Source organism: Cupriavidus sp. CER-90 (genome assembly GCF_057652055.1).
Genome location: NZ_JBYGYM010000002.1, coordinates 2,659,775 through 2,672,704 on the forward strand (window position 1 = coordinate 2,659,775; position 12,930 = coordinate 2,672,704).

Sequence of the window (12,930 nt, forward strand, 5' to 3'; positions counted from 1 at the left end):
GCATGACCTCTACCGTCATCGATATTCCCGATACCGTGCGCGCCAAGATCGACGTGCGGAACCTGAACTTCTACTACAACCAGTTCCACGCGCTGAAGAACATCAACATGTCGATCCCGGACCGCAAGGTCACGGCGTTCATCGGCCCGTCGGGCTGCGGCAAGTCGACGCTGCTGCGCACGTTCAACAAGATGTTCGCGCTGTACCCGGAGCAACGCGCCGAGGGCGAGATCAACATGGACGGCGAGAACCTGCTGACGAGCAAGCAGGACATTTCGCTGCTGCGCGCCAAGGTGGGTATGGTGTTCCAGAAGCCGACGCCGTTCCCGATGTCGATCTATGACAATATCGCCTTTGGGGTGCGCCTGTTCGAAAAGCTGTCGCGCTCCGAAATGGACGACCGTGTGGAGTGGGCGCTGTCGAAGGCCGCACTGTGGAACGAAGCCAAGGACAAGCTGCACCAGTCGGGCTACGGCCTGTCGGGCGGCCAGCAGCAGCGCCTGTGCATCGCGCGCGGCATCGCCATCCGCCCCGAAGTGCTGCTGCTCGACGAGCCGTGCTCGGCGCTCGACCCGATTTCCACGGGCCGCATCGAGGAACTGATCGCCGAACTGAAGGACGAGTACACGGTGGTGATCGTCACCCACAACATGCAGCAGGCCGCGCGCTGCTCGGACTACACCGCCTACATGTACCTGGGCGAGCTGATCGAGTTCGGCGAGACCGAGAAGATCTTCATCAAGCCGCACCGCAAGGAAACGGAAGACTACATTACCGGCCGCTTCGGTTGATCCGCAACGGCATTGCAGGACAATCCAGCATACGGACAAGCGGCCAGGAGAACACCATGACTGACAAGCACCTGTCGACCCAGTTCGACGCCGACCTCAACGCGATCAACACCAAGCTGCTGCAGATGGGCGGCCTGGTGGAGTCGCAGATCGAACTGGCCATGCGCGCGCTGGCCGACTTCGACGGTGACCTGGCCGACCAGGTCATGGCCCGCGAGCAGCAGCTGAACGCGCTCGAAGTGGAGATCGATGCGGACTGCGGCAACATCATCGCGCGCCGCCAGCCCACCGCCCGCGACCTGCGCCTGGTGATGGCGATCTCCAAGACGATCACCAACCTCGAACGCGCCGGCGACGAGGCCGAGAAGATCGCCAAGCGGACCAAGCACATCATGGAAGACGCGGCCGCGCACAACATCAACTACGCCGAAGTGAAGCTGTCCGGCGAGATGGCCATCAACCTGCTGCGCCAGGCGCTGGACGCGTTCGCGCGCCTGGACACCGTGGCGGCGGCCCGCATCGTCAAGGACGACAAGGCCATCGACGAGGAATTCCGCGCCTTCGTGCGCAAGCTGATCACCTACATGATGGAAGACCCGCGCACGATCTCCGTGGCGCTGGACTTCCTGTTCATCGCCAAGGCCGTCGAGCGGATCGGCGACCACGCGAAGAACATTGCAGAATTCATCATCTACATCGTGAAGGGCACGGACGTACGCCATGTCTCACGCGAAGACATGGAGCGCGAAGCGTTGAGCTGAATGACGCGCCAGCACTGATAAGCGGAGAACTATTACATGCCGAGCAGTATTCTCGTTGTCGAAGACGAACCGGCGATTGCTGAACTGATCGCCGTCAATCTCCAGCACGCGGGGCACTATCCGATTCGTGCGTACAACGCCGAGCAGGCGTTGTCGCTGATGAGCGATGTCCTGCCGGACCTCGTGTTGCTGGACTGGATGCTCCCGGGCAAGTCGGGTGCCACCTTCGCCAAGGAGCTGCGGACCAACGACCGCACCAAGCAGATCCCGATCATCATGCTCACCGCCCGCAGCGAAGAGCAGGACAAGGTCATGGGGCTGGAAGCCGGTGCGGACGACTATGTGACCAAGCCCTTTTCGCCGAAGGAACTCTTGGCCCGCATCAAGGCCGTGCTGCGCCGCCGCGCGCCGCAGCTGACCGACGACGTGGTGGCCATCAATGGCCTGCGGCTCGATCCGGCCACGCATCGGGTGACCGGTCAGGATGACAGCGGCCCGATCAAGCTGGACCTGGGCCCCACGGAGTTCCGTCTGCTTCACTTCTTGATGACGCACCCGGAACGTGTGCACAGCCGGTCACAATTGCTCGATCAGGTCTGGGGCGACCACGTGTTCGTGGAAGAGCGTACCGTGGACGTGCATATCAAGCGTCTGCGTGCCGCGCTGACCCCGGGCGGATACAGCAATATGATCGAGACGGTTCGGGGCAGCGGCTACCGCCTGGCGCGGTCGCCCAGCCACTGACCGGAACCGGCCGGCGGCGGAGCAGCGGGGGGCCGCGCCGGCCGATGTCGGATAATGCCGGCTGAATGCCACGCTGCGATGCCTTGTTGTGGCAGACTTTGTCGCAGTGCGAACGCAGTCTGAATCTCTTCTACTCCGCGCATGAATGTCATCTGGGCCCGCTCCGCGGCCATCCTTGCCGGTCTCGTGCTGATAGCTGCGGGGCTGTATGCCGTGGCCGGCGCCGTGCCCGGCCTGCTTTTCCTTTCCATTTCGCTGTTCCTGCTGCTCGCGTACTACCTGTTCCAGATCAACCGTCTGTGGCGGGTGCTGGACGCCCCGGCCTACGGCGAGATCCCCAGCGCACTCGGGCTGTGGGGCGAGGTGTATTACCGCCTGCACCGGCTGGTCAAGCGATGGCGCACCCAGGTGCTGCAGGTGGAACAGCAGCACACCCGGTTTATCCAGGCCATCCAGGCGTCGCCCTATGGCGTGCTGATGCTTGACGATGCCGACCAGATCGAATGGTGCAACGGCGTGGCCGAGCAGCACTTCGGGCTGAACGCGCGGCGCGACGTGCGCCAGCGCATCACCCACCTGATCCGCCGGCCCGAGTTCGTCCACTACCTGACGCGCGAACGCTATGACGAACCGCTGGTGATGCGCGACATGGGGGAACACAAGCGCGGTATCACGTCGGTGCAGATCCTGCCGTATGGCGAGAACCGCAAGCTCGTATTGACGCAGGACATTACCAAGGTCGAAAGCACCGAGGCCATGCGCCGCGACTTCGTGGCCAATGTCTCGCACGAACTGAAGACGCCGCTGACGGTGCTGACGGGCTTCCTCGAGACCGTGCGCGACCTGCCGGTCTCCGAGGAAGACCGCAAACGCTACATCGATCTGATGCTGGTGCAGTCGATGCGGATGCAGCACATCGTCGAAGACCTGCTGGCGCTGGCCAAGCTGGAATCCGACGCGCAGCCGCCGTCGCACGACCGTGTCAACGTGGCCGCACTGGCCGCGCACATGGTGCACGACGCCGAGGCGTTGTCCCAAGGCCGGCACGACATCGAGACCGATATCGATACCGCCGTGGTGCTGCGTGGTGCGGAAGGCGAGCTGCTGTCGGCACTGGGCAACCTGGTGTCGAACGCGGTGCGCTACACGCCCGACGGCGGACGCATCGCCATCCGCATGACCTTTACCGATGGACACTCGGTGTTCTCGGTCAGCGACACGGGCCTGGGCATCGCGCCCGAGCATATTCCCCGCCTGACCGAGCGGTTCTACCGGGTGGATCGCAGCCGGTCGCGCGATACGGGCGGTACCGGTCTGGGGCTGGCCATCGTCAAGCACGTGCTGTCGCGCCACCATGCCGATCTGCGTGTGACCAGCGAAGTGGGGCGCGGCAGTACGTTCCGCATCGTGTTCCCCGTGGACCGCAGCGGCTACGAGCCGGACGCCGCGCAACCGCTGTCCCGGCCGAGCGACGCCTCGCGCCACGCGGCCTGAGCCCGGGCGCGCCCACGCCATGAAAAAAAGGCCGCTGCCCGGTGCGGGAGCGGCCTGTTTCATTCCGAAACCCGGCGGCGATCAGGTGCCGAACTTCAGCAGCAGTTCCTGCTGGCTGACGCGCTGGAGCTTGGCGCGCGACGGCTTGCGCACGTAATCGCCATTGGGCTCCATGATCCAGGCCGATGCGTTGTCGTGCAGATGCACCTGCAAGCCTTCCTTGATCACGCGGGCCTTGAGCGTACGATCCAGGATCGGGAAGGCCACCTCGACGCGCCGGAACAGGTTGCGGTCCATCCAGTCGGCGCTGGACAGGTACAGCACATCGTCGCCGGCCGCGTGGAAGTAATAGACACGATGGTGCTCCAGGAAGCGGCCAACGATCGAGCGCACCGAAATGTTCTCCGACAGCCCCGGCACGCCGGCGCGCAGCGCGCAGACGCCGCGCACGATCAGGTCGATCTTCACGCCCGCCCGCGACGCCTTGTAGAGCTCGTCGATGATGGTCGGCTCCAGCAGTGCGTTCATCTTGGCGATGATGCGCGCCCGCTTGCCCGCGCGCGCGTTGCGGGCCTCGGCGCGGATATGCTCCACGAGGTTGCTGTGCATCGTGAACGGCGACTGCCACAGGTGATTGAGCCGGATGGTGCCGGCCGTGCCGGTCAGCAGCTGGAACACATGGTGAACGTCCTCGCAGACCTGCTCGTTGGCGGTGAGCAGCCCAAAGTCGGTGTACAGGCGGGCGGTGCGCGGGTGATAGTTGCCGGTGCCCAGGTGGGCGTAGCGCCGCAGCACCGCGTTCTTGGCCTTCGGGCCCGCCGGCTCGCGCCGCACGATCAGCAGCATCTTGGCGTGGCATTTGTGTCCCACCACGCCGTACACGACATGGGCACCGGCCGATTCCAGCCGTTCGGCCCAGTTGATGTTGGTTTCCTCATCGAAGCGCGCCAGCAGTTCCACCACCACGGTCACTTCCTTGCCGTTGCGGGCCGCCGTCATCAGCGCCTCCATCACGGCCGATTCGTTGCCGGTGCGATAGACGGTCTGCTTGATCGCCACCACGTTCGGATCGCTGGCGGCCGCCTGCATCAGGTCCAGCACCGACGAAAAGCTCTCGTAAGGGTGATGCAGCAGCACGTCGCGCTGGCGGATCACGTCGAACATGCTCGTGCCGGGCTGGAAGGCCTTGACCACGGCGGGCACGTGCGGCGGGTATTTCAGGGCAGGGCGGTCCACCAGATCGGGGATCTGCATCAGCCGCACCAGATTCACCGGGCCCCCCACGCGGTACAGGTCCTGTTCGGTCAGGCCCGATTCCAGCAGCAGGCGCCGCGACAGTGCCGGCGGCGTGTCGGACGATACTTCCAGGCGAACCATGTCGCCAAAGTGACGTGCAGGCAATTCGCCCTGCAACGCTTCGCGCAGGTCGGTGATTTCGTCCTCGGACACGAACAGGTCGGAATTGCGGGTGACCCGGAACTGGTAGCAACCCTGCACCTCGATGGCCGGGAACAGTTCGTGGACAAACGCCTGCATGAACGACGACAGCATCACAAACCCGTACGGATACCCCGACAGCTTCTCCGGCATGCGCACCACGCGCGGCAGCGCGCGCGGGGCCTGCACGATGGCCAGGTCGGCATCGCGGCCGAAGGCGTCCTTGCCGGACAGCTCGATCACGAAGTTCAGGCTCTTGTTGAGCACGCGCGGGAATGGATGGGCGGGGTCCAGCGCAATGGGCGTCAGCACCGGGCCCAGCTCGCGTGTGAAGAAGTCCCGCGCCCAGGCGCGCTGCGCGTCCGTCCACGTGCCGGTCAGGTGAAAAAACACCCCTTCTTTTTCCAGCGCGGGGAAAATGACGTTCTGCAGCATGTCATACTGCGATGCCACGAGCCGCTGGGTGCGCTCCGTGACAAGCTGGTAGGCCTGCTGGATCGAGAGGCCATCGGGCGTCAGGCCCGATGCGTTGTCCCGCATCTGCTCCTTCAGGCCGGCCATCCGGATTTCAAAGAACTCGTCCAGGTTGCTGGACACGATACAGATGAACTTCAGCCGTTCCAGCAACGGGACATTGGGGTCGGCGGCCTGCGCAAGCACGCGCGCGTTGAAATCCAGAATGCCCAGCTCGCGGTTCCAGAGCGAGCCAGGCGGCGTCGTCGACATGTCTATGACCTTATTTTGGCGATGAGGCGACTTTTTCATAGATCCGTGTCATTTTGATGACACTTTGATTTTGTCATGATGCAGACATGACAGGGACATAATCTTTCGGGTTTTGGCCCGCCACGGCCGATCCCGCGTAACACTGACGCAATGACACAGAATCCCCGCTTGCTGGCCGCCGTCGACATGGGCTCCAACAGCTTCCGCCTGATGATCGGGCGGGTGGATGAAACGCCCACTGCCTCCGGCCCCGCCAGCCAGATCTTCCAGGTCGACGCGCTGCGCGAGCCGGTCAGGCTGGCCGCCGGCCTGACGCCGGACAAGTATCTGGACCAGCCGGCCCGCCGCCGGGGTGTTGACGCGCTGCGCCGCTTTGGCGACCGCCTGCGCGACTTCGCACCCGAGCAGGTGCGCGCGGTGGCCACCAATACGCTGCGCGTGGCCAAGAATGCTTCGGATTTCCTGATCGAGGCCGAGGCCGCCCTGGGATTCCCGATCGAAGTGATCGCCGGCCGCGAAGAAGCGCGCCTGATCTACCTCGGCGCGTCGCATGATGCGCCGGCTTGCCAGGGCAACCGGCTGGTCGTGGATATCGGCGGCGGTTCCACCGAATTCATCATTGGCAGCGGCTATCAGTCCAAGCTGATGGAAAGCCTGTATATCGGCTGCGTATCGCATAGCCGCCAGTTCTTTCCGAGCGGCAACGTCGATGAATACGCGTTCAAGCAGGCCGAACTGGCCGCGCGCCGCGAGATCCAGGTACTGGTGCGCCAGTACAAGGCGGCCGGCTGGCAGCAGGCGGTCGGGTCGTCGGGCACTGCGCGCGCCCTGGCGGAACTGATCGAGCTCAACGGGATGAACGACAGCGCGTCCGAGCACGGCATTACGCGTGAAGGGCTGGAGCGCCTGAAACGGGCGCTGGTCAAGGCCGAGAACACGAACCGGGTGAAGCTGACCGGCCTGAAGGCCGACCGGATTCCGGTGCTGCCTGGCGGGCTGTCGATCATGCTCGGCGTGTTTGCCGAACTCGATATCGACCGCATGGACGTCACGGACGGCGCGCTGCGCCTGGGTGTGCTGTACGACCTGCTGGGCCGCAGCCACCATGAGGACATGCGGACCGTGACGGTCGACCAGTTCATGCGCCGCTATGCCGTGGACCGCCCGCAGGCCATCCGGGTGGGGCAGGCGGCCCGCGATCTGCTGGCGCAGTTTCCCGAGCCGCGCAACGAACGCCGCGAGGACAACCTTGCATTGCTGGGCTGGGCGGCCAGCCTGCACGAGATCGGCATGACAATCTCGCACAGTGGCTATCACAAGCATTCGGCCTATATCGCCACGCATGCCGACATGCCCGGTTTCTCGAAGACCGACCAGGCGCGCCTGGCCACGCTGCTGCTGGGCCACGCGGGCAAGCTCGGCAAGCTGTCCGGCAGCGGCAAGTTCCTGGACTGGCGCATGCTGTTCAGCCTGCGGTTGGCGTTTGTACTATGCCGCCGGCGGGGCGACATGAAGCTGCCGCATATCCAGGTCAGGCAGCGTTCAGACGAACTCGACGAGGGCTTCGAGGTGCGGTTGCCGAAATCGTGGATCGATGCCAACCCGCTGGTGGAATACAGTCTGGCGCAGGAGGCCGACGAGTGGGAGCGCGTGGGCAAGCGTTACAAGGTCGTCTACGTCTGAGACGGCTGGCTCGTGGGCCGGGGCAACCCGGGACCCAACGACGAAACAGGAACGGCGACTTCGATGAGTCGCCGTTCCTGTTTCCGGTACCGGATCGATCAGCCGTTTCGTCCGGTAAGAGGAGGCTGCCGATCAGCGGTCAGGCCGATTGCATGCCCAGGAAGTGCCGGGCATAGCGCGGGTTCATGTCGCGCACGCGCAGCAGGGTCAGGAAATCGGCGACGTTGAAATCGGGGTCCCAGGCCGGCAGGCCGCAGATCTTGGCGCCCAGGCGCAGATAGCCCTTGATCAGCGCGGGCGGCTCCACGTCAAGCGTCTGGTTCAGGTCGTCCACCGGCAGCGGCACGCGCGGGAAGGCGTGATATTCGATCGGTGCCAGCGACTTTTCGGCGAACTGCCGATAGAGGCTGGCCGCGTAGTGGCCGCCATCGCTCATCGGCACGCTGGCGCAGCCCAGCATCGATTCGAGGTTGTAGCGCTGCAGGTATTCGCCCAGGCCGCCCCACAGGGCCATGATCACGCTGCCCGAGCGGTAGTCGCGGTGCACGCACGAACGGCCCAGTTCCAGCATTTTCGGGCGCAGGTGCGCCAGGCGGACCAGATCGAATTCGGATTCCGCATAGAGGCAGCCGATACGCTTGGCCTGATGCGGCGGCAGCACGCGGTAGGTGCCCACCACCTTGAGCGTTTCCTGGTCGCGCACGATCAGGTGGTCGCAGTAGGCGTCGAACATGTCCACGTCGGTCTCGGTGGCCGACGGTTGCAGGCGCGCGCCCATTTCCTCGGCGAACACCTTGTAGCGCAGGCGCTGCGCCTCGGCTACTTCGTCCTGGTGACGTGCCCACGCCACGCTGAAAGCAGGCGCCGGAGCTTGAATCTGGGTTTGGAGTTGTGCTGGCTGACGAGGAAGACGCCTCCGCGCCGACTGGCCGGTCAGGCCAGTGGGCAAGGAGTCGAACAGCGGCTGGGTAGGCGTCGGTAAGTCTCGCATCAGTGTGTCCTTTCGGTGACGAAACGGCTTCGAAACAATGTAGAGAGGCCGGGTGACAGCGCCGTGAACCGATGATGACGCTTCCGTGACTGACACATCGTTGTCGCCGGCGCAAGCCTTAACGATAGGACAGGCTTCCGCTAGAGCACATCGGGGATCGTCCAAATGAACAAACAGTTGCCAAATTTGTGACAGCGAAATCTCATTTTCGCCGTCATTGTCTTAAAAATGGTTCAGAGGAGGTCGGGCTGAATCACCGCGCGGAGCACGACCTGCGCTTCGTTTTCGCGTGTGCGTCCGGCCAGCCACCAGATGCCGCTTTTCTTCACGCTCCAGGGCAGTTCCTGCCCGGCCAGCAGCAGGCTGGCCAGTTGTCCGATCCACGGCTGGTGGCCGACCACGACGGTGTGGTCGCTGCCCTGCGGCCAGTCGATCGCGGCCAGTACGGCGCCCACATCGGCGCCCGGCGCCAGATCATCGAGGATTTCGGCCTTGCCCGACAGGGCCGCCGCGGTTTCCCGCGTACGCAGGGCCGGGCTGCAGACCACGCGGTAGTCGGCGGGCAGGTGGGCGCGCAGCCAGTTCGCGGACGTCTCGGCCTGCTTGCGGCCGCGGCGGGTCAGGGGTCGCTGGAGATCGGCGCTGCGGGAGAGGCTCAGGGCATCGGGCAGATCTTCGGCTTCGGCATGACGCCACAGGATCAGATTCATTTTCGGCAGGGGCTTCGTCGAGCCTTGAGTATGGTGACGCGCGGGGCGTGCCGCAAGTGCGCGACCGGGCCGCCAAAAACAAAACGGGCCATCCAGTGGGCAAAGCCCACGGATAGCCCGTCAGTGTCGGGAGCAGCGATGTCAGCCGCGTGACAGCGGCGCATCGGCTGCGCGCCGCGAACTCAGGACTTGTGGCGGAAGTTGATGCGGCCCTTGGTCAGGTCGTAGGGCGACATTTCCAGGGTGACGCGGTCGCCGGCCAAAATGCGGATGCGGTGCTTTTGCATCTTGCCCGAAGCGTATGCCCAGATTTCCACGCCGTTTTCCAGCGTCACGCGATAACGGTTGTCGGGCAGGGCTTCCGACACCACGCCGCCAAATTCAATGAGTTCTTCCTTAGCCAATCTGTTTTCCTTTGTGGCAGCCACGAAGGCTGCGTTACGTTGGTGAGTATCCTGTGGGCGCCCGGTCGCGCGCATCCACGTCATGCCGCCATGGCGGCCGCCGCGCGATACGTCGTCGGGAAGCAAGCTGACGGGCTTGGCAAACCATGGAAGCCAGGCGGGTCAGAGAATCGAGTAGGGGCGCGGATGACCCTGACGATTGCCTTGCCACTTGCGGTTGCGCGGGCGTCTGGCGCATCCGTGTACATCACGGGGACAGCGGGCAAGGTGTTTCCGGGGCCGGCAACGCATCCGCCCTGTCATATCCGAATCAACAATATGAGGGCGGGCCGGCGGTATTCCAGTGCGCCAGGCGGCGCTTTCCCGGTTAACAGGGCATGCTCAGATACCCCGAACTGACGCGCGATTGTAGCACGATCGCACCATCTTCGCAGGCGCAGCATCCGCTACGGCGCTGTTGCGCCAACGCCATGCACAGGCGGCTGGTGCCATGGTGCAGCGCGGCGCGAGGCCACCGATTCACATCCCGAATGCGATCCATCAATCACATGAACGAGTTGCGTGATATGGTTGCTGTAACCATGGGCCCTGCAGAATGCCGCCGTCGCGCCGTGCGCTATGGCTGGCAGGTGGCAGCTCAGGACCGGCGCCGCGTTATCCCGTAGTTCGGGGTGGCAGTTCGCCCGGTCTGACGTGGCGGGGGGATGCCAAGGCTTTCATCAGACGCTGACGGACGCCTTGTCACCAGACCGCTGATTGGCGGCCACCGCATAGACCATTCGGTTCGTAATGATCAGCACGGCCACAATGACCACGCTCGCGTAGATGCTGGTGTAGGTCAGGAGGCTGATCATAAACGAGCTGTAAAAATACCCGATCGAGTGGATGAAGATCGATGTCGAGAACGCCGGCCGGCGAGATACCAGGAAGTACCAGTAGGCCAGATGCATGGATGCGCCGAAGAGCACCATGAAGACCAGCGATCCGCTCATCCCGAAGTCGATAATCAGGCCCCGGAACATCGTGTAGATGTTGGTCTGGAATAGGTTCTCGTACGCGAAGTATTCCTCGTAGGTGCCCTGTGGCATCACCGTTGTGTCGCCCAACAGGCGGGCAATCGGCGTGAAGGTGTAGAGCGCGTCGTTGTTGTGCAGGTCGAAGTAATATTGTGTGAAAGTGCCGCCGGTCGTGTAACTGAACCAGTCCGAGAAGCCGTAGAGGTGCGCCGTCACATAAGAGGCGAACAGCCGCTGCAGCCCTTCAACGACCACCGATCCGGCGTTGCCGACGAACCGGGACAGCAGGGAGACCGTCAGCAGTCCGATGACGATTACCGCATAGGGCAGCAGTTTGCGCAGTTCTTCGCCCGACAGGATGCGCAGGTCGTTGCGCTGGATCTTGCAGACCAGGATGCCGCCCCAGTAGAAGGCAAACGCCTGGAACAGCGTGCCCTTGGCGCCGAGCAGGATCATGCCCATGATCGACGGCAAAAACGTCAGCAGCAGGATACGCGCCCGCTTCGCGCCGGCCGGGCGTGTGGCGTAGATGAAGCCGCCGAGGATGGCAGCCGGGTACTGCGTGGCGAAACTGATGCGGGAGAAGATATTCGGCACCAGCGACTCGGAATACCGCATGTCGATCATCCGGGCCGCCACCTGCATTGGGGTGAAGAGCGCATCCGACAGCGTCACGCCCTGGATCCACAGATCGGTCAGCAGGCTCAGGATGGCGACCACGCTGATGGCGTAGAACGCCTGGACCATGAAGATGCTGCCGAGGTCGTTCGTTGCCGGATGCTCCGCGCGGAGCCGGAAGGCCCGTCTCCAGCTGAAGGGCAGGGCGGTCAGCGAGAATGCCACGCTGGCGGCCAGCAGGTACAGCACGGCAGCCGGATTGACGGGCACGTCCCACAGCGCAACCAGCGGCACAAACGTAAACATGAACCAGAAGAGGCCCCAGATCGGTGCCGGGGCGATCCACGTGCCGATGTAGGCGCGCAGCATGGCTGCTTGCCCGAGGATCATCAGGCTGTAGAGGACGGCAAGAAACTTGTCGGACATGGAGGCGGATTTCAGGCATACCCGCGGGCGCGGTTGATGGCGCGACGCAACTCGGCGCTGGTGACTAGCAGGAATACCACGTAAGCGACAAGGCCTGTCGTGACGCCGGTCAACACCCCCCACCAGCGGCTCGGCCCAAAGTACATCTCGGACACCACCATCTCGCCCACCTGTGCGGTCTGGTAGGTCCGCGTCGGGTCAAGCTGTTCCTCAAGCATTTCGCGCTGCTTTGTCAGGCGCCGGGCGTCCACGTTGACGATCTGGATCTTGTCGGCGAGCGTCACCCCTTTGCTGACTTCCTTGTCCGGGCCCTGCGCGCTAGCTGCGGCCATCAACTGCCTGCGCTGCGTTTCATTGGTTTCGGCGGCCTCATTGAGGCTGTCGATCTCATGACGCACCCGGGTTTCGTAAGCCGTAATTGCCGGCTTGTGTTCGGCCACCAGCAGAGACACTGCTGATGCAATGATTCTTTTTGCAGTCTCCGGCTCTTTGGCCTGGACGCGGATCTCGATATTCGGGGTGTCGTCACGCGGACTTTTCTGCACGACGCTGAATGACCGCACGGCCATCCGCGCCGTTTCATCGGTCTCCACGTCGGTCGGCATTCCGGCCGCCTTCATCGCCTCCAGCACAAAGCCACGGAACAGCACGCGTTGTCGTACGGACTGCGGGTCGAGTAGCGGATCGCGCGTATCGCCAGCGTGGCCAATGCGGATCATGGCCGAGGCAAACCAGGTTTTGGCGGGTTCCGGCATCAGGTAGACACCCGCCACCCCGCAAATGATCAGAAATGCCAGCAGCGCCACGGCGTGGCGCCTAAACACCACTTTCGAAACAAAGTGGATCAGTTCGTCGACTGCGGAGCTGTCGGAGGTAGGGGGCATCGGTAAGGGCGGCTCCAGGTTCAGAATGGGGGTCAAATTGTACTCTCCCAGAACCGAACCGATTGTTGTGCGGGCACTGTCTGGATTTACAGTGGTGTTGCCCATGTTGGCCCGCTTCCAATCCACGATATTTCAGTTCTCCAGCCCTCCGACGCGTCGGAGGGCCGCCCGAGGAAAGAAGCCAGTATCCAAAGCCTGCAAGCAGACAAGAAAAAACGGCCTACGCCGTTAAGCGTAAGCCGTTG

General features: G+C 63.6%; 11 protein-coding genes. 5 read left to right on the forward strand and 6 right to left on the reverse strand.

Annotated elements, in window-relative coordinates:
• Nucleotides 1–2 precede the first annotated feature (2 nt).
• The 4 genes from pstB (at nt 3) to phoR (ending at nt 3,790) form a co-directional block, all read left to right on the forward strand.
• Nucleotides 3–791 carry a phosphate ABC transporter ATP-binding protein PstB gene (gene pstB, locus AC24R4_RS22830; RefSeq protein WP_061959259.1) on the forward strand — a complete coding sequence of 263 codons (789 nt, stop codon included), beginning with the start codon at nt 3–5 and terminating at the stop codon, nt 789–791.
• A 56-nt stretch (nt 792–847) separates the two neighbouring features.
• Complete coding sequence (gene phoU, locus AC24R4_RS22835) at nt 848–1,552, forward strand: phosphate signaling complex protein PhoU (RefSeq protein WP_153945331.1); 705 nt, start codon at nt 848–850, stop codon at nt 1,550–1,552.
• Nucleotides 1,553–1,588: 36 nt separating this feature from the next.
• Nucleotides 1,589–2,296 carry a phosphate regulon transcriptional regulator PhoB gene (gene phoB, locus AC24R4_RS22840; RefSeq protein ID WP_066735924.1) on the forward strand — a complete coding sequence of 236 codons (708 nt, stop codon included), beginning with the start codon at nt 1,589–1,591 and terminating at the stop codon, nt 2,294–2,296.
• A gap of 141 nt (nt 2,297–2,437) precedes the next feature.
• The gene (gene phoR, locus AC24R4_RS22845) at nt 2,438–3,790 is read left to right on the forward strand and encodes a phosphate regulon sensor histidine kinase PhoR (protein ID WP_400391301.1); all 1,353 of its coding nucleotides are present in this window, start codon (nt 2,438–2,440) and stop codon (nt 3,788–3,790) included.
• 81 nt (nt 3,791–3,871) lie between these two features.
• Here phoR and ppk1 read toward each other — a convergent pair whose 3' ends face one another.
• The gene (ppk1, locus tag AC24R4_RS22850) at nt 3,872–5,992 is read right to left on the reverse strand and encodes a polyphosphate kinase 1 (protein ID WP_400391304.1); all 2,121 of its coding nucleotides are present in this window, start codon (nt 5,990–5,992) and stop codon (nt 3,872–3,874) included.
• Nucleotides 5,993–6,103: 111 nt separating this feature from the next.
• Between ppk1 and ppx the strand changes: the two genes are divergently transcribed.
• On the forward strand, nt 6,104–7,636 hold the full coding sequence (gene ppx, locus AC24R4_RS22855; protein WP_400391307.1) for an exopolyphosphatase: 1,533 nt from the start codon (nt 6,104–6,106) through the stop codon (nt 7,634–7,636).
• Nucleotides 7,637–7,775: 139 nt separating this feature from the next.
• Here the strand turns inward: ppx and AC24R4_RS22860 are convergent, their stop codons facing one another.
• From AC24R4_RS22860 to AC24R4_RS22880, 5 genes are all read right to left on the reverse strand, one after another.
• Nucleotides 7,776–8,627, reverse strand: a complete 852-nt coding sequence (locus AC24R4_RS22860) for a GNAT family N-acetyltransferase (protein WP_400391310.1) — start codon at nt 8,625–8,627, stop codon at nt 7,776–7,778.
• A 233-nt stretch (nt 8,628–8,860) separates the two neighbouring features.
• Nucleotides 8,861–9,337: a SixA phosphatase family protein gene (locus AC24R4_RS22865; RefSeq protein WP_400391313.1), complete on the reverse strand. Its 477-nt coding sequence runs from the start codon at nt 9,335–9,337 to the stop codon at nt 8,861–8,863.
• 182 nt (nt 9,338–9,519) lie between these two features.
• The gene (infA, locus tag AC24R4_RS22870) at nt 9,520–9,741 is read right to left on the reverse strand and encodes a translation initiation factor IF-1 (RefSeq protein WP_008641674.1); all 222 of its coding nucleotides are present in this window, start codon (nt 9,739–9,741) and stop codon (nt 9,520–9,522) included.
• A gap of 719 nt (nt 9,742–10,460) precedes the next feature.
• On the reverse strand, nt 10,461–11,801 hold the full coding sequence (locus AC24R4_RS22875; protein WP_487523647.1) for an O-antigen polymerase: 1,341 nt from the start codon (nt 11,799–11,801) through the stop codon (nt 10,461–10,463).
• A gap of 11 nt (nt 11,802–11,812) precedes the next feature.
• Nucleotides 11,813–12,790, reverse strand: a complete 978-nt coding sequence (locus AC24R4_RS22880) for a hypothetical protein (protein ID WP_487523648.1) — start codon at nt 12,788–12,790, stop codon at nt 11,813–11,815.
• Between the last annotated feature and the right edge of the window lie 140 nt (nt 12,791–12,930).